The organism is Streptomyces albofaciens JCM 4342, from assembly GCF_008634025.1.
GTDB lineage: Bacteria > Actinomycetota > Actinomycetes > Streptomycetales > Streptomycetaceae > Streptomyces > Streptomyces albofaciens.
The window spans coordinates 4,671,471-4,691,947 of record NZ_PDCM01000001.1 but is presented as its reverse complement, the minus strand read 5'-3'; the positions used below and the strand labels follow the sequence as shown (position 1 = coordinate 4,691,947).

Below are 20,477 nucleotides of genomic sequence, written 5' to 3'. Positions count from 1 at the left end.
GCTCGGAGATTCCCGTCGGTTCGCCCCGCTCGGAACCTCCCGTCGGTTCGCCCCTACCCGTCACCCTGAGACGACCGCGCGGAGCAGGCTGAGGGTGCGTACGTACATGCTCACGCACCCCTTGAAGACCGAACAGGATGAGCAGCTCGACCACGCCACCGTCGGTGCTCCCCGGCCAGTGCGGCGGGGAGGCGTCGAACTCGGCCGCCTCGCCCGGGGGACAGTGTCAGGTCCCACTCTCTGCACACCCCCTTCACCCTGGACCGCGCCACCGTCCTGCGCTCGGCGGCGCACGCACTGCGCCCGGGCGGACGGCTGCTGGTCGTCGACCATGGCTCGACCGCGCCGTGGTCGTGGGTCCAGGATCCCGACCTTCGGTACCCGGGTCCGCGGGAGGTCGCCGAAGGCATCGGTCTGGACTCGGCGGTATGGCCGGTCGAGCGGGCCGAGCTCCCCGCCGGATCGCGACCGGGCCGGGCGGGCTCACCGCCGAGGTCACCGATCACGTCCTTCTTATCCACCGTACGACCTGAGTGCGTTGGCCGGTCCCGGAGGTGACCCGCCGCCGCCCGGTCAATGCCTCGTCCTGCCTGGGTGTTGCACTGGGCCGCACCGGGGCGCAGTAGAGGAAAGCCGTCGGCCGGGGCACCGGCCGACGGCTTGAAGAGCGTGGGAGGGGTACGGCCCCGGCCCGAGACCGCGTTGATTACTTGAACAGGCGGTCACCGCTGTTGGCCATGCGGTGGGTGGCGCCGTGGCGGTTCACCCAGTCACGGATGGCGTTGATCGCGTTGGCGCACTGCCAGCCGTTGTCGTACTCGCGCTCTCCGGTGGAGTTGGCGTAACCCGCGATGATGCCGTCCACGCGCGCGTCGCCCAGGAGCTTGTCGACGTACCACGGGTCGTTGTAGGTGGTCGTCCAGGACAGCGTGGCCGCGAGCTGGCCGGCGGCACGGTCCGCGGCGCCCTTCTTCAGTTCCGCACACGTGGCGCGATCGGCTTCCGTGCAGTTGCCGAACCCGTTGGAGATCTTGTTGTCGCCGTAGTCCATCACCCGGCGGCCGTTCGGGAAGCCGGCACCGAACCGGTTGTAGGCGCTGCGCACCTGGTCGCGGGACCCGGTGGTCGTGATGCCCTCCAGTTTTCCGAGCTTGTTGGCCAGGCTCTGCCAGCCCCTGCCGCCGACGTCCGGGGTGTTGCCGCCGTGGTACTCGTAGAACCCGTAGAGCACCTGGATCCCGGCAGCTGTCAGCCGCTGCGCCTTGTCGTGCAGCCCGGCGACGCTGCACGTACGGTTCTGCGCTTCTCCGCAGTAGTTCGGGTCCTTGATGTCCAGCCAGACCAGCGCCAGCCGGCGCCCTGCGTTGACGTGGGAGAGGATGCGGTCGATCATGCTGTCGAAGCTGGGGCCCCGCCGGTTCTCACCGGCCGAGGAACAGTCGTGATACGCGCGCCATTCGTTCGGGTTCCACCAGGCGCAGACGTCGATCTCGATGCCGTTGGCGCCGTGGTTGAGTGCGGCGTCCACGCCGTCCAGGGTGTCGACCCGGTGCGCGATGGCGTAGATCGCGTGACGCTGGTCGGCCGCTGCCGCCGGGGTCGTACCGAGCGCGGTGACCCCGATGATCGCGCACAGGGCCGCCATCAGCGCCAGTACCCTCCGCGGGCCGGTGACACGTCGAAGGTGAGTGGTCAAGGAAGGTACTCCTTCATGTCGGTGTCCTTGGGCGGACAGCCGATCTCACCAACTGCGCGGGTACATGTAACAGAAGCAAATGGGCCAACTGACGGTACGAAGAGCTACCCGCGGTGCTCTTGTGGCAGGACGTGAGACAGCTGACCGTACCTTTTGGACGTCAGGCGCGGCTGCTTTGCGGCTGGTGTCCGGGGCTTGCGGCTGGTGTCCGGGACTGGGGCCCGTCGCGGACCGTGCGCGGGAGGTGGGCAGGCGGGCTGCGGCCAGTCCGTCCATGAGCAGCAGGCTGCCGAGGACGGCGGTGGGGGTGAGGTGCTCGTGCAGGACCAAGAAGCCGAGGCAGGACGCCGCGAGGGGTTCGGCAGGGCTGAGGGCGCCCACGGTAGCCGCGCTGGTGGAGGGGATGCCGGCGGAGAACAGTCAGTATGCCAGGGCGGTGGGGACCAGACTCAGCCAGGCGATCAGTGCCGACGCGGCGGGCTGCCCAAGTGCGGCGATGTCGGTGACCATCCAGGGCATCAGCGGAACGGCGCCCAGGAGGAGGGAGAGGGCGGACACGGTCGGCAGGTGTACGTCCGGGTGCTCGGTGGTCATGCGTTTCGCATACACGGGTCATCGAACCGGCCGCGCCTGGGACCGGTTCTGGTCATGGTCGTGGCCGTCGGCATGGTCGTGGCCGTGAACATGGTCACGGCCGTGGTGGTGACCATGCCCACGGTCACGAGCGGAAGAGGCGTGTGTGCCGTCATTGGTGAACGGGCCCGGGCCGCGGTCGGGGTCGGGGTCGGGGTCGGGGTCGGGGTCGGGCGGATCCATCGCCTCGCGCTCACGCTCACATGCGTGCCCGGGCCGCGTCCGTGCCCATGCCCGCGTCCGCGCCCGTGCCCGCGCTCACGGGATGAGATCGGCTTCCGTCCTGGCTTCCCGGCCCCGCTCCGCACCTCGCCGGTGACGGCCCCGCTCAGCGGTCCCCTCCCGCCGCCGCCGGGTTCGGCTTCTCGGTGCTCTCCGTCTCCCGCACCTTCTCCACGACCGTGTCCTCCGGCCCTACGACCCGTCCGTCCGCCGCCCGGATCTGCAAGCGGCGCAGCGGGCTGCCGGTCCGGCGGTCCAGCAGGCGGGAGTGGTCCTCGTCGGGGGTGAAGCACTCGTCCTCGCCCCACTGGCGCAGGGCGACGATCACCGGGAACAAGGCACGGCCCTTGTCGGTGAGGACGTATTCGCGGTGGGCCCCGCCGTCCGGCGCGGGTACGCCGCGCAACACCCCGGCCTGCTCCAGCGCGCGCAGCCGCGCCGCCAGGATGTTCTTGGCGATGCCGAGGCTGCGCCGGAACTCGCCGAAGCGGCGGCTGCCGTCGAAGGCGTCCCGCACGATCAGCAGCGACCACCAGTCGCCGATGGCGTTCACCGACCGGGCGACGGGGCAGGGGTCGGCGTCGAAACGAGTGCGGGCGACCATGTGCAACTCCTCATCTCTTCCCATTCCGTCATTCCCCGGCCTTCTCCAGGGATCAACTCCCCGAATCCGTAGGGCTTCAGGATTCCGAGGCTGGTTGCAACATGCTACCGCGCACGACTACTGTCTCGCCGGTAGCAAGTTGAAACCGTTCGTGAGCGAAAGGTGTGTCGATATGGCGGTCCAGCACTCCGGTGCGGTGGGTGGGTGCAGCGGCACCGGCGGGCGCGAGGCGCATGCCGCGTCGTTACGGCCGGACGCATCGCCGCCCGCCCGGCTCGTGCCCCTGCTCGCCCTGGCTTGCGGCAGCTCCGTCGCCACCGTCTATTTCGCCCAGCCCCTGCTGGTGACCCTCGGGGAGCGCTTCGCGCTCGGCTCCGGGCTGCTCGGCGCGATCGTCACCGTGACGCAACTCGGCTACGCGGTGGGCCTGCTGACGCTCGTACCGCTCGGCGACCTGCTCGACCATCGACGGCTGGTCACCGGTCAGCTCGGGCTGCTCGCACTCGCGCTGCTGGCCGCCGGGCTGGCGCCGGGCGTGGCGGCGCTGCTCGGCGCGCTCGCCGTGGTCGGGCTGCTCGCCGTAGTCGCCCAGACGATGGTCGCGGCGGCTGCCGCCCTGACCCCACCCGCCCGGCGCGGCCGCGCCGTCGGAACGGTCACCGGCGGCATCGTCACCGGAATCCTGCTGGCCCGCGCCGCCGCCGGCGCCCTCGCCGACCTCGCCGGCTGGCGTGCGGTCTACTTGGCGGCCGCGGGCATCATCGCCGTCTTCGCCTTGCTGCTCCATCGCGTTCTTCCCCAGGTACGTCCTGGTCATCCCCGGGTACGTTCTGGTCTTCCCCAGGTGCGTTCTGGTCTTCCTCAGGTACGTCCTGGTCATCCCCGGATACGTCCCGGTCTTCGCTGGCTGCGTCCCGGTCGGCTACGTCGTGGCCTGGCCCCTGGCGCGCCGTCCGCCGGGGTGCGCGAGACGTCGTACGGGCGGCTGGTGGCTTCGACCGTCACCCTGTTCGCCCGCCACCCGCTGCTGCGGATCCGGGGCGCGCTCGCCCTGCTGGTGTTCGCGGCCTTCAGCACGCTGTGGAGCGGCATGGCGCAGCCCCTGAGCGATCCGCCGTGGTCGCTGTCGCACACCGCGATCGGCGCGTTCGGGCTCGCGGGGGCGGCGGGGGCCGTCGCCGCCGGAGTGGCCGGACGCTGGAACGACCGAGGGTTCGCCCAGCGTACGACCGGTGTCGGCCTCGCCCTGCTGGCGTTGTCCTGGCTCCCGATCGCCCTGACCCGGCAATCGCTGTGGGCGCTGGCGATCGGCGCCGTCCTGCTGGACTTCGCCGTGCAGGCCGTCCACGTCACCAACCAGACCTTGATCCACGCCGTCCGACCCGACGCGGGCAGCAGGATCATCGGCGGCTACATGGTCTTCTACTCGGCGGGCAGCAGCCTCGGCGCCCTCGGCTCCTCCCTCGCCTACGCGACGGCGGGCTGGCCGGCCGTAACGGCCCTCGGAGCCTTGTTCAGCCTCGCCGCCCTGATCCTGTGGGCGACGACCCGTCGTACGGGGATGTCCGGCGTCGGCTCGGCGGGCACAGGTGCGGGTGCGAGTGCAGACGCGGGTGCGAGTACGGGTACGAGGGCGGACAGGTAGGGAGGATGAGCGTTCGGGACCGCGAATGCGGGTTCCGTCGTCCTGGCTCCCGTCTTCCTGCCGTCCCGTCGTGCCGACGACTTGCCGACTTCCTGGCGACCTACCGACCTGCCGACCCAGCAACTTGCCGACTTGCCGTTTCGCCGACTCGCCGTCCATTCAGCGGGCCCAGGACTCCATTAGTCTCGGCCCATGGTGTTCGATTCGGCTCATTTCGATCTCCAGCCCTATGCCGGGTTCGACATGGACGCATACGTCCGGCGGACGCATTGCAGTTGGGAGGACGCCGGCTGGCAGTCGTTGCTCGTCCAACGGTTCCACCACGTCCCGGTGGTGGAGCGCATGGAGTTGCCGGCTGCGGCGGATCTGCACCTGGTTCTGCCCGTGGGAGGCCGGGCCGAGATGGAGACGCGGGCCGGGGGCCGGTGGCACCGCCACATCTGGGCGCCGGGCCGGCTCGAACTGGGGGTTCCGGACCAGGCCGCCCTCCGCCGCTATCGCGGGGAGGGGCCGTTGCGCAGCCTTCAGGTCCACATCCCGCGCGGCACGGTCGAACGGACCGCGGCGCAATTGGGAGGCCGCGCCGTGGACTACGAAGCCATGTCGGCCTCGGTGGCCGCCGGGGACCCTCTCCTGGTGGAGGCGGTCCGTGCCGTCGGCTCGGCGGAGGAGACCGGAGACCTGTACGCCGAGGCCTCGGCCGCCTTCCTGGCCGTACACCTGATCACCCGGCATTCCCGGGCCCTGGGCCGGAAGGTACCCGGGCCACGGGAGGACGGGCGGGAGGACGCGCGCGTCCGCGCGGCGATCACGCTGATGCGTGACCGGCTGGCCGAACCGCTCACGCTGGCCGACATCGCGGACGAGGTGCATCTGAGCGTCTTCCACCTCGTGCGCGTATTCCGCCGGGCCACAGGACAAACACCCCACCGGTTCCTCACCCACCTGCGCATCGAAGAGGCGAAACGCCTGCTGAAGGAAACCGACTTCACGGTCGCCCGGATCGCGCCGCTCTGCGGATTCGCCGACCCCGGCACCCTGTCGACGGCGTTCCTGCGCCACACGGGCACCCGCCCCTCCACGTACCGCAATTCCTGACCGCTTCGCGGCAATCTCAGGCATGGGACAGGGCGTTTCCCGTACCTAGGGTTTCGACCATGCCTGAAAACGTGACCACAACGCCCGAGAACAAGCAGAACAAGCAGAGCGAGCGCAGCAAGCACAGCGAGCACGGCAAACACAGCAAGCACGGCGAGCTGAACGATCGGTACGAGCACAGCGAGCAGGACGAACGCATAGCCCCCTACCCCATCCACATCCCCGACCGCGAGTTGTCGCTCCTGCGTTCTCGTCTCGACGACATCCGGCTCCCCGAGCGCGAAACGGTGCCGGACGCGACGCAGGGCATCGAACTCGACCGGCTGGGGGCCTTGCTGGACACCTGGCGCCGGCACGACTGGCGGGCCACCGAAGCCCGCTGGAACGCGCTGCCCCACTACCGCGCCCGCCTGGACGGCCTGGACATCGCGTTCTGGCACGTGCGCTCGCCCGAGCCCACGGCGCTCCCCTTGGTGCTGACCCACGGCTGGCCGGGCTCCGTACTCGAATTCCAGGACGTCCTCGGGCCGCTCACCGATCCCGTCGCCCATGGCGGTTCGGCCACCGACGCCTTCCACGTGGTCGTACCGGCACTGCCGGGATTCGGGTTCAGCGAGCGTCCGCGCGAGCGCGGCTGGCAGCCCGCCCGTACGGCACGGGCCTGGGCCGAGTTGATGACCGCGCTCGGTTACGAGCAGTTCGGCGCGCACGGCGGGGACTGGGGCGCGTACGTCAGTACGGAACTGGCGCGCCAGGTGCCCGAACGCGTCGCCGGTCTGCACCTGACGATGCCGCTCGCCTCTCCCCTGCCCGCAGACCGGGCCACGACGGACCCGGCGGAACAACGCATGCTGGAACGGCGCGACACCCATCTCGCGGACGGCTACGGCTTCGGAATGATCATGGCGACGCGCCCGCAGACGCTCGGCTACTCGCTGCTCGACTCCCCCGCCGGCTTGGCGGCGTGGCTCGGCGAGAAGTTCATCGCCTACGCGGACACCCGGCCGGAGGCCGGCGGCGGGGTGAGCATGACGCAGCAGGTGGAGAACATCGCCCTGTACTGGCTGACCGGGACCGGCGCCTCCAGCGCCCGCTGGTACTGGGAGACCATGCGGTGGGTGCCCCGCAGCGCCGAAGAGGAGAACGCGCAGCCGGTGACGGTGCCCACCGCCTGTTCGCTGTTCCCGGCCGAGCCGTGGCCGACGGCCCGGCGCTGGGCCGAGCGCCGCTACCTCGACCTCCGCTCGTGGCACGAGATGGACCGCGGCGGCCACTTCCCCGGCTTGGAACAGCCGGATCTGCTGGTCACCGAGCTCCGGGCCGCCTTCCAGCACGCACGTCCTCGCGCGGGCGGCCGCACGCGGTGACGGCTCTTCTTTCCGGTGCCGTACGCGGAAGGAGCGGTGCGGCACGACGTTCCGCATAGCCTCCGGGCGTGGGCCTCGTACATGGCCTCGTACGTGGCCTCGTACGTGGTCTCATACGGGCAGCAGAAAGCGGCGGTGTGGTGGGTCAGCGGGCCCAGGGCTACTTCAGGGGCAGGGGGGGTGATCTCGTCGGGCGGGACGGGACGGGACGGGACGGGGCGGGGCGGACGGCACCACCCACCCCGTCGCCTTCGTCAATCCCATCGGCTGACCGACGCCGACCGCGCTGCCGGACTCGGAGCGAGAGTGCGAGACCGAGGTGCTGAGCGGAAGTGCTACGCGGCGTCGGCTCCGTCGAGGAGGCGCAGCAGTACGGCGGCCTCCTCGCGCAGCCGCGCCGCCCTGGCGGCGTGCGCGGGTGACGTCAACTGTGCCGCCACCGCGAGTCGTTCATCGGCCTCCGACCGGACGATGTCCATGGCATGGCCCTCACTGAGTTCGCGCCGCGCCACTTCCGTGGCGCCGGCCCCGACCGGCAATTGCTCAAGGGCCAAGCCGCGCTGCTCGGATGCTTCCGCAGGTACCGCTTCGGCGTTGTCCAGCGCGGCAAGAGTCGAACGCAGGGCACTCACCGCGGTTTTGTCACGGGCGCTCATGGCTTCCCGCAGGGCTTGACGCATTCGAGGACGCAAAGACATACCGGTGACCTTATGGATCCACTTCCGTCACCACAACGGAATTGTTCCCGGCACCAGACCTCACGGCCTGACCTGGGCCGGTGAACCCATCCGGCCGCCGCACCGGCTTCAGCCACGCATCATCGACATCAACAGCCCGTGGGTTTCCTCGTCGGCGGCGGCCACAAGCCCACGGCCCGCCCCACCGACCGGGGCACCGTCGATTCCGGTGACCACGCAGCCGGCAGCCCGGCACACGGCGATACCGGCCGCGAAATGCACGCTCGCGGACAGGTCGCCGCCGTCGGTGACATACGCGGCGCGCTTTCCGGCCGCGACCCAGGCCAGCGCCAGCGACGTGGAAACGACGCGCGGCCGGAAACGTGCCATGAACTCGGGGTGGGCCAGCAGATCCACGGCCCGGAATTCCGGCGCGCTCGGGAACGGCGGATCCAGATTGACGTCCACCAGCCGGGTGGCGGGCGTGGGCGTCAGAAGCGTGTCGTCGGTCCCGTCCTGCCGTACTCGGGCGGTCTTCCCATCGGTGAAGAAGACCTCGCCGCCGAACGGGTCGGCCACCGCAGCCGCCCCGTCGCGCAGCGCCACATTGACGGCCACCAGCATATTGCCGACAGCGTAGTTCAGCGTGCCGCACAGGGGATCCACCAACCACTGACGCACAGCGTCGGCGGCACCCTGCTGTCCGCCTTCCTCTCCGAGCACCGCGTCATCGGGCCGTGCGGCACGGATGACGCGGAGGATCGCCTTCTCGGCCTCCACATCGGCGACGGTGGCGAAATCCCCGGCGCCCTTGTCGATTCGGCTGAGCCGTTGGCCGTACATGGCGCGGACCACGTCCGCGCCGGCCCGCGCTCCGGCTATCGCGACGGCGGCATCGTCGGAACTCGCGTAACAGTTGACCATGCCGTGCAGACTATCGAGGCGCGGCTGCCGCACCGCTATCCTTCGTCCTTGACTTCCAGCGCCTGTCTCGCCTGGCCGATGAACGTGATGTAGGCATCCCGGAATTCCAGGTAAGCGGCGTCGTATTCGTGCCTCCGCTCGGGATTCTCCGCACCGATGAGTGCCTTGAGCAGCGGCTGTACGCGTCGCGCCATCTGTCGTACCCGCTCCGCCGCGGCGGAGACCTCGGCCGGGCCGTCGAGCCGGACCTCGTGGGTTGCCTTGTTCATGTTCCCGATGGCCGGGCCGATGCGTTCGTACATCTCCGCCAGGATGCGGTCCTTGCTGCCACGGTCGCGCGCCGCGTCGACATCGTCGATCTGCCAGGTGATCTCGGAGAAGGCGTGAGCGCAGCGCATCATCTCCCGGTAGGTGGACCGGCGTCGGTCCCGCTGTTCACGTAGGGCTTCCGCCATCGTGGTCGTCCGGGCCTGGGTCAGCGCCGCGCGCGAGGTTGCCCGTGCGGTGATGTAGCTGGCTCCGAGAGCGGTCAACGCGGTGAGGACGCCGATCCACAGTCCACTGTTCGCCATGATCGAGAAGTCTGCCAGTCGGAGTCATAGAAGTCGTAGGAGTCGTAGGAGTTGTCGAGTTCCGTGGAGGTTGTCCAGGTCCGTGGAGGTCGTTGAGCTCGGTGGCCATCGTTGCGCTCCGCGGCCGTCGTCGACATCGTTGAAGCCTTCGGACGCGGCCGAATCGCCAATCACCGCTCCATTCCCGCCTCATCCACCACCGCACGAGACACCCACCCAGGCGGCGATTATGCTCGGCCGACCGCTGTCCGGTGAGCCTCGCGCGGCCAGTGCGGTGGCAGAGGTGACGTCTCTCCGGGTGCCGCGCGTAATTGGGGGGGGCGCGTATGAACAGCCGCACTGCCCGATCCGGCGCACGCTCCAGCCACACCCGCCTCAAGTTCCGCCTCCGCCTCGGTTCCCGTCTTCGTCTCGGTTCCCGCCTCCGCCTGAGTTTCCGTCTTCGCCTCCGCCTCGGTTCCCGTCTCCGTCACCGCTCCCGTTCACGCCCCCGCGCGTACGCCGCGCTGGCGACATCCCTCGCCCTGGGCATTACCGCCCTGGCGGGCCCGGCCCGGGCCGCAGGAGGCGGCCATCGCCCGCCGGTTCGGCACCAGTTGACGCAGGAGGCGCTGAACCGGCTGGTGACAGAGGCCGGGCTGCCCGGCGTGGGCGCTCTCGCACGGGATCAGGGTGGCGCGTGGAGCGGTACGGCCGGGGTCGCCGACCTCGGCTCCGGTCGCAAACGCGTGGCCGCCGACCACTTCCGGGCCGCCAGTGTCACCAAGACGTTCCTCGCCACCGTCATGCTGCAACTGGAGTCCGAAGGCGCGCTCAGCCTTGATGACAGTGTGGAGCGGTGGCTGCCGGGCGTCATTCGCGGCAACGGCAACGACGGCCGCCGGATTTCCGTACGCCAAGTGCTCCAGCAGGCCAGCGGGCTGTTCAACTTCACCGAGGATCCCGGGCTGAGGCAGCTCTATGCCGGTGCGGGTTTCCTCAAGCACCGTTTTGACACGTTCACCCCGGAGGATGTGCTGAGGGCCGCGCTGCGGCACCGGCCGCTTTTCGAACCGGGCAGCAACTGGGCTTACTCCAACACCAATTACCTCGTTGCCGGAATGCTCGTCAAGAAGGTGACCGGGCACTCCTACCGTGATGAGATCGAGCGCCGTATCCTGCGCCCGCTGCGGCTGCGCGAGACGTTCTTCCCCGGCACCGATCCCACCCTGCCCGCCCCGCATCCCGTCGCGTATTCGAAGCTCCACGTGCAGGCGCCGCATGCCGCGGTCCACGACGCGACGGAATACAACACCACCATGTGGGCCGGCTCCGCCGACCTGGTGTCCACCATCGGGGACCTTCAGCGCTTCCTGACCGCGCTGCTGAACGGGGACCTGCTGCTCCCGGCGCAGCTGCGTGCCGTGCTGCAGTCGGTACGCCTGCCGGAAGGAGCCCTCTTCAACCGGTACGGGCTCGGCCTCATGGGCCGCGACCTGTCCTGTGGGATCACGGTCTGGGGACATGACGGAAGCCTGCACGGCTCTCTTACACATGTTTCCGGCACCGTGGGCGGCCGGCATCTCCTCTCCTTCAACATCAACGGCGACTGGCTGACTCAGCAGACGGCGCAGAATTACCAGGACGTCGTGGAGGCGGAGTTCTGCGGCAGGAAACCCGGTACGCATTCCCCGCGGAAATACACCGGGCGGCCCGCCTTCGACGTGGCGCGGCCGCATTGATCGGATATGGCCGGCCGGCGTCGCCGGAAGAGCAGGCGCATTCTGATGCGGCCGCCGAAGACCAGACCACGTCCGTACGTCGGGAACACGTCCGTACGTCGGGAACACGTCCGTACGTCGGGACCACGGCCGTACATCCAGGCCAGGTCCGTACATCCAGACCACATCCGTACGTCCAGACCACGTCCGTAAGTCCAGCCCGCGGCGTGCGCCCGTACACCCGCCGCCTCTACGCGGGAGGCGCGGCGTCGAGAAGCACCACTCCGTACTGCCCCAGAATGTCGACGTGCTCCGCGTCGCTGCGCGCGTCGGCGGGGCCGATCGAGTGGAAGTAACCCTCAACGGCGCCGGGGTTGTTGATGACGAGGACCTCGGCGGTCGGCGTGATGGCCTGGAACGTGTGGGGAACCAGCCTGGGCCCGTAGACGTAGGCGCCCGGCTCGGCGTCACGCACATCGCACTCGGCGAGCGAGGCCGAGCCGGTCCAGAAGCGGACGCGGCCGGACAGGATCACCCAGCTCTCGTCCTCCCGGCTGTGGCTGTGCAGGGGCGGCGCGTCCCCGCGCCCCACGGTGAGGCGCATGACGGTGACCGCTCCATACGTCTCGGCGCTGGTCACGACCTGCTCGATCACGCTCTTGTAGTAGCGGAAATCCGGCCCGTCACCCGGGTTCCGCACGAGGGCAACACTCATGTGAGGTCCTTACGACGCGCGGCTGTCAGGTCCTTCCGAGGCGCGGCCCCGAGTCGGCGGCCGGTCTCACCGGAGACGCAATCATTGATCATTCAATCATCGCACGGAGGCGAGAGCCCACGCCATACGCCGAAAGCGGTTGGTCTGTCCTCAAGCCCCCTCCGCCGTTCTTCCTTCCTGGGCCCAGGCGCCCTGAAGAGCAGCCTCCACGCCGTCCCCCAGCACGTGATGCACGGTCATGCCGGGGAGGGCGGGAAGTTCCGCCCAGTGGGTGACGGGCTCGGCGCAGGGACGGCCACGCCCGTAGGGCAGGCGAACGACACGGTCGGAATCGACGAAGCAGTCACGGTGCTCCGCACCATCCTCGCCGATGTGGCGCGTGGTGAAGTACATGGGCATGACCAGCCAGAACTCCTCCCCCGCTGCCGCTGCCGAACCGGATTCCGCGTCGCTGTCCGGCGGGTAGCGCCCCGTGATCGCCGCCGCCACCGGCATCCCGTCCCTCGGCAACCTCTCGCGCGCGTCCACCCATTCCACCGCTGCGCGCATACCCGCTCCTCCCGGCTCCGGTGATCCGTTGGGCACGCCATTGTCGCGGATGCCGTGCGGGGTCGGCGTGCGCGGTCGGCGTGCGCCCGGACAGGGGGAGGGATACGGCCACCCTCGCCGCTTTCGGCTCGGCCGACCGCTCCCGGACGTGACCTGCCGACCGACGCGACGCCTGCCGGTCAACGCGACGCCCAGCGGCCTACGCGACGCCCGACATCCACCGGCCTACGTGACGCGCGCCCGAAGCCCGCCATCCACCGGCCTACGCGACGCCCTCCCGAACCTCACCATCCACCGGAAGCTCGACGGGGTACTCCGCACCGAAGTCGGCGGAGACGGAAACGGCCTGCCACGCTTCCGCCTCGGCGATCTGCCGCCGTGAGTAGTCGAGCGCCATACGGGCCGCGGTCTCACCCAGGAGCAGGTGGGTGGGGAGGCGGTCGCGTTTGACCACGCGTACGAGGATTCCGGCGGCGCGGTCCGGGTCGCCGGCGGTGCGGCTGACGCGGACCCGGTCGTTGAAGGCGCCGACGGTCGCCTCGTACTCCGGCGGGATGTCCTGGATTTCCATGGACGCGCCGGCCCAGTCGGTGGCGAACCCACTGGGCTCGACGACCAGGTAACGGATGCCGAACGGCGCGGTCTCGGTGGCCAGTACGCGGGTGAGGCCGTCGATGGCGAACTTCGCCGCCTGGTAGGAGCCCAGGCCGGCGCTGCCGCCCACCCGGCCGCCGACGGAGGAGAACTGGACGACGATGCCGCCGCCCTGCGCTTTCAACAAGGGCAGCGCCGCCTTGGAGACGTTGTATACGCCCCAGAAGTTCGTTTCGAACTGGCGGCGGAAGTCGCCCTCCGGAGCCGTCTCGACCGGGGCGACGTTCGCGTAGCCCGCGTTGTTGACGATCACATCGATGCGGCCGAAGCGGTCGCGGGCGGCGTCGAGTGCGGCCGCGGCCGCCGCGGCGTCGGTCACGTCGAGGGCGACCGGAAGGACCGTGTCGCCGAACCGCTCGACCAGATCGGCGAGCTGTTCCGGCCTGCGAGCGGTGGCGACGACCTGGTCGCCCGCCTCCAGGGCGGCGACCGCGAGGGAGCGGCCGAAGCCGCGGGACGAACCGGTGATGAACCACGTCTGGGTTGTCATGCCGATAGCAAAACACGGTTGCCTTAATAGCGCAACCTCGTTGCGTTAATAGCGCAACCCGGTCGCGCTAAGGTGTCCGTATGGTCAGCCGCAGTCAGTCCACGCGAGCCCGGAGCCCCGAGGCCAAGCGCGCCCGCGAGGCCTCGATCCTCGCCGCGGCGACCCGTCTGGCCACGGCGAACGGCATCCGGTCGGTGACCTTGACCGACATCGCCGCCGAGGTCGGCATGCACAAATCCGCGATGCTGCGCTACTTCGAGACCCGGGAAGAGATCTTTCTGCGTCTGGCCGCCGCTGGGTGGGTGGAGTGGTCGCAGGCGGTACGCGAGCGGCTCGCCGACGCGGCGTCCGGCATGGACGGCGAGGGCCCCGCGAGCACCACACAGCCCGCGAGCGGCGCGGGCCGCGAGCCGCGCCCGCACGCGGTCGCCGCCCTGCTGGCCGAGTCACTGGTGGCGCGGCCCCTGTTCTGCGACCTGCTCGCCCACACGCCGATGAATCTGGAGCGCAACGTCTCGCTGGAGAGCGTACGGTCCTTCAAGCTGACCGCGATCGCCGAAGTCGCGGCCGTGGGCGAGGCGCTGCACCGGGTGGCGAAGCTGAGCCCGGCCCAGGCCGGCAATGTCGTCGCCACGGCTACGTCGATGGCCGGAGCACTGTGGCAAATGGCCGCCCCGGGCACCGAACTCCGACGCCTCTACGAGTCGGACCCGGACCTCGCCCACGCCGTCGTCGACGTCGCCCCTCGGCTCACCGACATTCTCGGCGGCCTGCTCCGGGGATACGGCGCCGACGGCGAGGCCGAGTAGGCGGTGGGGCAGCTGAGTGGGCAAATGCAGGCGAGCAGGCAGGTGCAGCCGAGTAGGCAGGTGCAGCCGAGTAGGCAACGGCATGCTCACATGGCACGCAGCTCCCGGTCGGCGAACGTGATCAGCCGTTCAAAGCCGTCATCGGTGTCGGCGCTCCACTGAACACCGTTCCCTGCCTGCAATGCCGCGGTCTCAGCGGTACGGGTTCCAGGTCCGACGTACGGGTTCTAGAGCCGGCGGTACGGATTCCAGGACCGGCGGTACGGATTCCAGGGCCTCAGCCGTACGGATTCCAGCGGCCGAAGCGGGCCATCAGCTTCCGCGCCGCGTCCTCGTTCAGCCCCAGTGCAGCGGCGGCCTTCTCGGGGCTCGTGTCCCGCCTGGCGTCGTGGGCGGGCCAGTAACCGGCCTGTACCGCCGTCACCTCCAGCAGGCGGGCTGCCCGCAGAGCCGCCAGCGGCGAGGTTTTTCCCAGCTTCTCGACCTCCTCCCCCAGTTGGGACAGCAAAGCGGTGAACGGCTCCGGCAGCGGAACGGCGGACCTTTCCACCTCCTCGGTGTGCTCATCCCAGTCCTGCATGCAGGTGTTTGCCGCGCCCGCGCCCGCCTCGGCCAGCTTCTGTTCGCCGATATCGCCCCAGTCCAGCTCATGCTTTTCGCCCGTCCAGCCGCAGGAACACACCGCGCGGAGAGCAGCTGCCCGCGGTACGTACGCGAAGCAGCCGTCATAGACGCTCCACTGCGAAACGCTCGGCCCGCCGGCACCGGACCCGGAATCGAAGAAAACCGGCCCCGGCACAGTCCCGTCGGCCAGGAGCACACCGACCGCACCTTCGTGCGAGGTGCCGAACTCTTCCGTCGTCCACGTCTCCCGCTCACCCATTCGCATCCATCCACCCCTTTCGACCACGCCCGAATGCGCCCGTGAACAGGGGCGCCGAAGACGACGATGCCGCAGTTCCGGAGAAGCGGACCACCGGATTCACCAAAGCGATGGGAAGTATCGCCGACCCGGAAAGCCGTCCGCCGTTCCCTTGGAACTCCTGTCGGAATACCGCCGGACGGCAGTGACAGCGACGATGGCGCGACGGCCGTCGAGCAGCAGTTCGCCTTGCCGGATGCGCTCAGTCGTCGGGGGCGATTTTGCGGTGGTTGCCTGACCGGCCGATGTCGAGGTCCAAGAAGGCGGTCAGTGGCGTACCGCCGTTCCAGAAGCCGAGCAGGTTGACGTCGATGAGCACCAGGCGGTGTTTGGCTGCGAAGGCGCGTGCTTGTCGGGTGAAGACGCAGGAGGCGACGAAGACGGGGATGTCGGCACCGTGTTCGTCGCGGGCGGTGCCGTTGAAGGTCTGTAAGTCGCGGCTGCCGACCGAGCGGTGCTTGGCGTAACGCTTGCACTGGATGACGAGCTTTCTGCCGTCGGGTAAGCGGCCGAGGACATCCGCGCCCAGGTCACCGGCGCCGCCGACCCGCCGCACCTGCGTACAGCCGTCCCTGCGGCACAGCTCCGCCACACACTCCTCGAACTGCCGGCCGTTCATCTTCCACACCGCCGCCAGCGACCGGCGCGCCTGCCGGCGTTCCTCCTCCTCTCGGCGCGCCCGCTCGGCACGTGCCTCACGCCGCCCCGCACGCACCAGACCCACGACAACCACCGCCGCCACCGCCACAGCCACAGCCACAGCCACAGCCACAGCCAACAGCACCAGCGTCACCGTCCCGGCCCCTTCCTGAAGCCCGCGCTGCCGCTTCTCTCCCCTTCGCACGGCGGAATATCCATCCAGCGGAACATCCCTCCGACGGAATGCCTCTCCCCAGGCCGCTGTCCCTATGCCGCCCGACGTTGATGAACCGGCGATGCGGCATGATCACCCGGACGCACAACCCATCGCGGAAGAGACACGCACACGAGGAGGCGGCCATGGTGAATTGCTTGCTGGCACACGCTTTTGTCGACGACGACGGGGAGTTCGGGAATCCCGTGCTCGTGGTGATCGAACCCACCGGCGGCGGACTCCCCCAGGACCGGCGGCAGGAGCTGGCCGACCGGCTCGGCATCCCCGCGGTCGCCTTCGTCCGCTCCCCGCCCGCACGGCATACTTCGATCGCCATCCACGGCTCGTACGGGTTGCCGATCCGGTTCGGCGGCCACCCCGTACTCGGCACCCTCGAAGCCCTCCACCAACTGGGGCACACGGTCGAGGAAATCGTCCCGGAGGCCGGGCCGGTGACCTGCCGGCGCGACGCGGAAGGAATCTGCTGGCTGACCGCGCCCGCCGCCTGGTCCAAGCCGTGGCGCCATCTGCGGATGGCGTCCGCCGCGGAGATCGACGCGCTGACCGAGCTGCCGGACGGGGAGGATTTCACTCAGGTCTGGGCCTGGACGGACGAGGACGCCGGTGAGGTCCGCGCACGGCTGTGGGCCCCGCGGATCGGCAAGGGCGAGGACGAGGCCTGCGGCAGCGCGTCGATGCTGCTCACCCTCCAGCACGGGCGCCCGCTGCGCGTCCTGCACGGCCGGGGCTCGGTCATACGTACCTCGCCCGCCGGTGACGGTCTGGTCGAACTCGGCGGCCGGTGCGCGGTGCGCACGCCCGCCGAGGAGGTGACCGCCGCGGTGGAACAGGCCTACGGCCGGGACTGAGGCGCCGCCGCCAGGTGCGCCCCACGAGGTCGCAGAGCAGATCGCCGTGGAGGCCGCATCGTCTCCTAAGAGACCCCTTCAGGGCCACGAGCGCCCGTCGACCGGCTCCAGCTCGAAGGCCGGCGGCGGTCAGCGATCAGCGATCAGCGATGGCCGGTCGCCGGTCATCGGTCGCCGGTCATCGGTCGCTGGCCATCGGCCATCGGCCATCAATCGTCGACCGGCGGTCGACCCGGCAGTCGTCGTCCACCGGCAGCCGTCGTCCACCGGCACTCGTCGACCACCGGTGGTCGACCGCGGGTCGTCAACCGTCGGCCGTCAAGCACCGATCGTCAACCCACGGTCGACGGGCGAAGCCCGGTCAGTCCGTCCCCGACTCCATCGCGGCCCGGTCCAGCAGCTCATCGTCGCCCGAGACCTGCCCCCGGGAGGCGATGGCCTCGGCGCCGCCCTCCGGCATGCTGCCGATCAGGCCGGTCGCCGCGGCCTGGGCGGCGCCGATGGCGGGGCTCGTGGCGCCGATCAGGCCGAGGCCGGCATACTGCTCCAGCTTGGCGCGCGAGTCGGCGATGTCGAGGTTGCGCATGGTGAGCTGGCCGATCCGGTCCACCGGGCCGAACGCCGAGTCCTCGGTGCGCTCCATGGACAGCTTGTCGGGGTGGTAGCTGAAGGCCGGGCCGGTGGTGTCGAGGATCGAGTAGTCCTCGCCGCGCCGCAGGCGCAGCGTCACCTCGCCGGTCACGGCCGCGCCCACCCAGCGCTGCAGCGACTCGCGCACCATCAGCGCCTGCGGGTCGAGCCAGCGGCCCTCGTACATCAGCCGTCCGAGGCGCCGTCCCTCGTTGTGGTACTGGGCGAGGGTGTCCTCGTTGTGGATCGCGTTGACCAGGCGCTCGTACGCCGCGTGGAGCAGGGCCATGCCGGGCGCCTCGTAGATGCCCCGGCTCTTGGCCTCGATGATCCGGTTCTCGATCTGATCCGACATGCCCATGCCGTGCCGGCCGCCGACGGCGTTCGCCTCCATGACCAGGTCGACGGCGGTGGCGAACTCCTTGCCGTTGATCGTCACCGGGCGGCCCTGTTCGAAGCCGATCGTCACGTCCTCGGCCGGGATCTCGACCGAGGGGTCCCAGAACCGTACGCCCATGATCGGCTCCACGGTCTCCACGCCGGTGTCCAGGTGCTCCAGCGTCTTGGCCTCGTGGGTGGCGCCCCAGATGTTGGCGTCGGTGGAGTACGCCTTCTCCGCACTGTCGCGGTACGGCAGGTCGTGGGCGAGCAGCCACTCCGACATCTCCTTGCGGCCGCCCAGCTCGGTCACGAAGTCCGCGTCCAGCCAGGGCTTGTAGATCCGCAGGTTCGGGTTGGCGAGCAGCCCGTACCGGTAGAACCGCTCGATGTCGTTGCCCTTGAAGGTCGAGCCGTCGCCCCAGATCTGTACGTCGTCCTCCAGCATCGCCCGGACGAGGAGCGTGCCGGTGACGGCACGGCCGAGCGGCGTGGTGTTGAAATACGCGCGTCCGCCCGAGCGGATGTGGAACGCGCCGCAGGCGAGCGCGGCCAGGCCCTCCTCGACCAGCGCGGCACGGCAGTCGACCAGGCGCGCGACCTCGGCACCGTAGGTTTTCGCACGGCCGGGCACGGAGGCGATGTCGGGCTCGTCGTACTGGCCGATGTCGGCGGTGTAGGTGCACGGCACGGCGCCCTTGGCGCGCATCCACGCGACCGCGACGGAGGTGTCGAGACCACCGGAGAAGGCGATGCCGACGCGCTCGCCGGCGGGGAGGGAGGTGAGGACCTTGGACATAGGAAGAGTATGCGTCATTACGCATGCTCATGCAACGAGGGGCGAGGGCGGTCCCGGGTCCCGGTCAGACCGAGCGCCCGATCCGGCACGGCGGCCCCATAGCCGACCGACCGGATGAGCGAGGGCAGTGGATGGGCGGGTGGGAGCGGATGAGCCGGTGGCATCGCGGCCTGCCGGGAACGGCGGATAGGCCGGCAGGGACAGGCGCTCAGTCCTGATGCACCTCATTGCGTCCGGGGCCCCCGGACAGCTTGTCGGTGCCCGGGCCGCCCCACAGGACGTCGTCACCGCTGTTGCCCCAGAGCGTGTCGTTGCCTGCCTCGCCGTACAGGCGGTCGTCGCCCCTGCCGCCGTAGAGGACGTCGGCGCCGCCCTTGCCGTGCAGGACGTCGTTGCCGTCGTCGCCGTGCAGGTTGTTCTCCTCGTCCGTACCGGTCAGGGAGTCGTTCCCGGCACCGCCGTAGCAGTCCTGCCCGCAGTGGGTGAGGGTGTCGTTCCCCGGCCCCCCGTACGAGCCGAAGCCGAACGGCCCGCCGCCGCCGTCGATGCGGTCGTCACCGTCGTCGCCGTGCAGCATGGCCCCCGGGGAACCCTTGAGCACGTCGTTGCCCTTGCCACCGTGCACCCGGGCCCATGCGCCGCTGTCCGGTTCGAGCGTCACGGTGTCGTCCTGGTCACCGAGGTCGATGGCGTAGGTGTCGGAGTCGTCGGAGTTCTCCGGGATCTTGACCGCGCAGCGTACGGCGGTGCGGTCCCCCTGCGTGGGGTACGTGCACTCGTCCGCGGTGGCCGCGCTCACGTCGATGGCGATGTCGTACCGGTCGTGGAAGGTCAAAACGTAGTACGACTCGAACTCGCCGCGGTGCTCGATCTCTTCGTCGACCATCAGGTTGTTCTGCTGGCCGGGGGCGGCCTTGTACGAGAGCTCGCTGCCGTTCTCGTGGATGACGGTGGCCGTAGTGGCCCGTTCGGCTGCATGGGCGGTCGGCGCCGTAAGGACGCTTGAGCCGAGTACGAGGGTGAGAGCGAGGGCGAGGGGGGCGGTAGCAGCGACGGTGCTGTAAGTGCGCATACGGAAGTGGCCCTTCGGGACGTCGTGTGCCGTAGTGCTCGCGGTCACTTGGTTGGACGAGGGGGCCGAGAGGGGCGTTGTGCCGTCGAGCGTGAACATCGGTGGGCTGGGTGGTGGCTGGGGTGTGGCCGGGTCGCGGCCGTTCTTGTGCGACGCATCACGGGCCGCGTCCAGGGCCTGGCGGACGCACGAGGCAGGGTCGCTGAGCGGGCGGGCCACTGAATGGGCGAGTCGCTGAATGGGCGAGTCGCCGATCGGGCGGTTGCAGATGACTGGAGCCGCCGAGTTTTCGTAGGCCGGGGCGCCGACTCAGGGCACGGGGGGCGAGCGCTTGCCTCGAACTGGTCGGCGAAAACGGCCGTCGGTGGCCGGGCCGAGGGGGATGCCGGCCAGCTCGATCGCGGACCAGACCGCTGCGCTGGCCGGGGTGCACAGCGCAGGGTCGGTCGTGGCCAGTGCGAGCCGGTCAGCGGTACGGGTGGCCCCTGAGCGCGCCGGCGTGGAGCAACGCGGGCCTCACCAGCAGCAGCCGAGGCCCGCGAGCGCGCTGCGGCTCCCTCATCAGGTCAAGCCCTCGATCATTGGCCTAGACCTTCTAA

The 20,477-nt window shown here is 69.9% G+C and carries 19 protein-coding genes and 2 pseudogenes; 7 read left to right on the top strand and 14 right to left on the bottom strand.

All coding sequences use genetic code 11. The annotated features are described in order from the left end of the window. Positions 1-91: 91 nt before the first annotated feature. Positions 92-239: pseudogene (locus tag CP973_RS41785) on the bottom strand (XRE family transcriptional regulator); the annotation flags it as partial. Between CP973_RS41785 and CP973_RS40930 the strand changes: the two are divergent. Further along, a pseudogene (locus tag CP973_RS40930) lies at positions 226-533 on the top strand (SAM-dependent methyltransferase); the annotation flags it as partial. The pseudogenes CP973_RS41785 and CP973_RS40930 overlap by 14 nt on opposite strands. A 173-nt stretch (positions 534-706) precedes the next feature. Here the strand turns inward: CP973_RS40930 and CP973_RS20660 are convergent. From CP973_RS20660 to CP973_RS20650, 3 genes are all read right to left on the bottom strand, one after another. Then, entirely contained in the window at positions 707-1,696 is a 990-nt protein-coding gene (locus tag CP973_RS20660; RefSeq protein WP_244409633.1) for a PI-PLC domain-containing protein, read from the bottom strand. Between the two features lie 420 nt (positions 1,697-2,116). Beyond that, positions 2,117-2,290, bottom strand: a complete 174-nt coding sequence (locus CP973_RS40060; protein WP_167538394.1) for a hypothetical protein — start codon at positions 2,288-2,290, stop codon at positions 2,117-2,119. A gap of 367 nt (positions 2,291-2,657) precedes the next feature. Beyond that, positions 2,658-3,155, bottom strand: a complete 498-nt coding sequence (locus tag CP973_RS20650) for a winged helix-turn-helix transcriptional regulator (RefSeq protein ID WP_150242817.1) — start codon at positions 3,153-3,155, stop codon at positions 2,658-2,660. Positions 3,156-3,327: 172 nt separating this feature from the next. On the opposite strand from CP973_RS20650, the gene CP973_RS20645 reads away from it, so the two are divergent. The 3 genes from CP973_RS20645 to CP973_RS20635 all read left to right on the top strand — a co-directional run bounded on the left by CP973_RS20645 (position 3,328) and on the right by CP973_RS20635 (position 7,265). Continuing rightward, complete coding sequence (locus CP973_RS20645) at positions 3,328-4,800, top strand: MFS transporter (RefSeq protein WP_244409632.1); 1,473 nt, start codon at positions 3,328-3,330, stop codon at positions 4,798-4,800. Between the two features lie 192 nt (positions 4,801-4,992). Beyond that, a complete protein-coding gene (locus tag CP973_RS20640) occupies positions 4,993-5,898 on the top strand; it encodes a helix-turn-helix domain-containing protein (protein ID WP_150242815.1) in 906 nt (301 codons plus the stop codon). A gap of 59 nt (positions 5,899-5,957) precedes the next feature. Then, positions 5,958-7,265: an epoxide hydrolase family protein gene (locus CP973_RS20635; protein WP_244409631.1), complete on the top strand. Its 1,308-nt coding sequence runs from the start codon at positions 5,958-5,960 to the stop codon at positions 7,263-7,265. A 335-nt stretch (positions 7,266-7,600) separates the two neighbouring features. Here the strand turns inward: CP973_RS20635 and CP973_RS20630 are convergent, their stop codons facing one another. The 3 genes from CP973_RS20630 to CP973_RS20620 form a co-directional block, all read right to left on the bottom strand. Next, positions 7,601-7,921 (bottom strand): hypothetical protein, encoded by a 321-nt coding sequence (locus tag CP973_RS20630; protein ID WP_150243826.1) that lies wholly within the window; start codon positions 7,919-7,921, stop codon positions 7,601-7,603. A gap of 150 nt (positions 7,922-8,071) precedes the next feature. Further along, complete coding sequence (locus tag CP973_RS20625; protein WP_150242813.1) at positions 8,072-8,866, bottom strand: inositol monophosphatase family protein; 795 nt, start codon at positions 8,864-8,866, stop codon at positions 8,072-8,074. Between the two features lie 35 nt (positions 8,867-8,901). Continuing rightward, a complete protein-coding gene (locus CP973_RS20620; RefSeq protein WP_150242811.1) occupies positions 8,902-9,438 on the bottom strand; it encodes a hypothetical protein in 537 nt (178 codons plus the stop codon). A gap of 596 nt (positions 9,439-10,034) precedes the next feature. On the opposite strand from CP973_RS20620, the gene CP973_RS20615 reads away from it, so the two are divergent. After that, positions 10,035-11,159: a serine hydrolase domain-containing protein gene (locus CP973_RS20615; protein ID WP_244409630.1), complete on the top strand. Its 1,125-nt coding sequence runs from the start codon at positions 10,035-10,037 to the stop codon at positions 11,157-11,159. A gap of 229 nt (positions 11,160-11,388) precedes the next feature. On the opposite strand, the gene CP973_RS20610 is transcribed toward CP973_RS20615, so the two are convergent. From CP973_RS20610 to CP973_RS20600, 3 genes are all read right to left on the bottom strand, one after another. Next, positions 11,389-11,853 (bottom strand): cupin domain-containing protein, encoded by a 465-nt coding sequence (locus CP973_RS20610; protein WP_150242809.1) that lies wholly within the window; start codon positions 11,851-11,853, stop codon positions 11,389-11,391. A gap of 150 nt (positions 11,854-12,003) precedes the next feature. After that, entirely contained in the window at positions 12,004-12,402 is a 399-nt protein-coding gene (locus CP973_RS20605; RefSeq protein ID WP_150242807.1) for an AQJ64_40280 family protein, read from the bottom strand. A 262-nt stretch (positions 12,403-12,664) separates the two neighbouring features. Further along, positions 12,665-13,546, bottom strand: coding sequence for an SDR family NAD(P)-dependent oxidoreductase (locus CP973_RS20600; RefSeq protein WP_150242805.1), 882 nt, complete (start codon positions 13,544-13,546; stop codon positions 12,665-12,667). An 80-nt stretch (positions 13,547-13,626) separates the two neighbouring features. Between CP973_RS20600 and CP973_RS20595 the strand changes: the two genes are divergently transcribed. Beyond that, positions 13,627-14,355 carry a TetR/AcrR family transcriptional regulator gene (locus tag CP973_RS20595; RefSeq protein WP_150242804.1) on the top strand — a complete coding sequence of 243 codons (729 nt, stop codon included), beginning with the start codon at positions 13,627-13,629 and terminating at the stop codon, positions 14,353-14,355. Positions 14,356-14,632: 277 nt separating this feature from the next. On the opposite strand, the gene CP973_RS20585 is transcribed toward CP973_RS20595, so the two are convergent. After that, the gene (locus CP973_RS20585; RefSeq protein WP_150242802.1) at positions 14,633-15,238 is read right to left on the bottom strand and encodes a hypothetical protein; all 606 of its coding nucleotides are present in this window, start codon (positions 15,236-15,238) and stop codon (positions 14,633-14,635) included. Between the two features lie 241 nt (positions 15,239-15,479). Then, a complete protein-coding gene (locus CP973_RS20580) occupies positions 15,480-16,070 on the bottom strand; it encodes a restriction endonuclease (RefSeq protein ID WP_244409629.1) in 591 nt (196 codons plus the stop codon). 206 nt (positions 16,071-16,276) lie between these two features. Between CP973_RS20580 and CP973_RS20575 the strand changes: the two genes are divergently transcribed. Further along, positions 16,277-16,999: a PhzF family phenazine biosynthesis protein gene (locus tag CP973_RS20575; RefSeq protein ID WP_150242800.1), complete on the top strand. Its 723-nt coding sequence runs from the start codon at positions 16,277-16,279 to the stop codon at positions 16,997-16,999. A gap of 361 nt (positions 17,000-17,360) precedes the next feature. Here CP973_RS20575 and argG read toward each other — a convergent pair whose 3' ends face one another. Together argG and CP973_RS20565 are read right to left on the bottom strand one after the other, a co-directional pair. After that, positions 17,361-18,806, bottom strand: a complete 1,446-nt coding sequence (gene argG, locus CP973_RS20570) for an argininosuccinate synthase (protein WP_150242797.1) — start codon at positions 18,804-18,806, stop codon at positions 17,361-17,363. 208 nt (positions 18,807-19,014) lie between these two features. Further along, positions 19,015-19,878 carry a calcium-binding protein gene (locus CP973_RS20565; protein ID WP_150242795.1) on the bottom strand — a complete coding sequence of 288 codons (864 nt, stop codon included), beginning with the start codon at positions 19,876-19,878 and terminating at the stop codon, positions 19,015-19,017. Positions 19,879-20,477 lie beyond the last annotated feature (599 nt).

Bases quoted from the DNA above. Each gene is read 5' to 3' on its own strand.
- CP973_RS20585 (WP_150242802.1), bottom strand. From the start codon at position 15,238: ATGGGTGAGCGGGAGACGTGGACGACGGAAGAGTTCGGCACCTCGCAC.
- CP973_RS20650 (WP_150242817.1), bottom strand. From the start codon at position 3,155: ATGGTCGCCCGCACTCGTTTCGACGCCGACCCCTGCCCCGTCGCCCGG.
- CP973_RS20630 (WP_150243826.1), bottom strand. From the start codon at position 7,921: ATGAGCGCCCGTGACAAAACCGCGGTGAGTGCCCTGCGTTCGACTCTT.
- CP973_RS20640 (WP_150242815.1), top strand. From the start codon at position 4,993: ATGGTGTTCGATTCGGCTCATTTCGATCTCCAGCCCTATGCCGGGTTC.
- CP973_RS20635 (WP_244409631.1), top strand. From the start codon at position 5,958: ATGCCTGAAAACGTGACCACAACGCCCGAGAACAAGCAGAACAAGCAG.
- CP973_RS20645 (WP_244409632.1), top strand. From the start codon at position 3,328: ATGGCGGTCCAGCACTCCGGTGCGGTGGGTGGGTGCAGCGGCACCGGC.
- CP973_RS20575 (WP_150242800.1), top strand. From the start codon at position 16,277: ATGGTGAATTGCTTGCTGGCACACGCTTTTGTCGACGACGACGGGGAG.
- CP973_RS20600 (WP_150242805.1), bottom strand. From the start codon at position 13,546: ATGACAACCCAGACGTGGTTCATCACCGGTTCGTCCCGCGGCTTCGGC.
- CP973_RS40060 (WP_167538394.1), bottom strand. From the start codon at position 2,290: ATGACCACCGAGCACCCGGACGTACACCTGCCGACCGTGTCCGCCCTC.
- CP973_RS20610 (WP_150242809.1), bottom strand. From the start codon at position 11,853: ATGAGTGTTGCCCTCGTGCGGAACCCGGGTGACGGGCCGGATTTCCGC.
- CP973_RS20595 (WP_150242804.1), top strand. From the start codon at position 13,627: ATGGTCAGCCGCAGTCAGTCCACGCGAGCCCGGAGCCCCGAGGCCAAG.
- CP973_RS20565 (WP_150242795.1), bottom strand. From the start codon at position 19,878: ATGCGCACTTACAGCACCGTCGCTGCTACCGCCCCCCTCGCCCTCGCT.
- CP973_RS20605 (WP_150242807.1), bottom strand. From the start codon at position 12,402: ATGCGCGCAGCGGTGGAATGGGTGGACGCGCGCGAGAGGTTGCCGAGG.
- CP973_RS20625 (WP_150242813.1), bottom strand. From the start codon at position 8,866: ATGGTCAACTGTTACGCGAGTTCCGACGATGCCGCCGTCGCGATAGCC.
- CP973_RS20620 (WP_150242811.1), bottom strand. From the start codon at position 9,438: ATGGCGAACAGTGGACTGTGGATCGGCGTCCTCACCGCGTTGACCGCT.
- argG (WP_150242797.1), bottom strand. From the start codon at position 18,806: ATGTCCAAGGTCCTCACCTCCCTCCCCGCCGGCGAGCGCGTCGGCATC.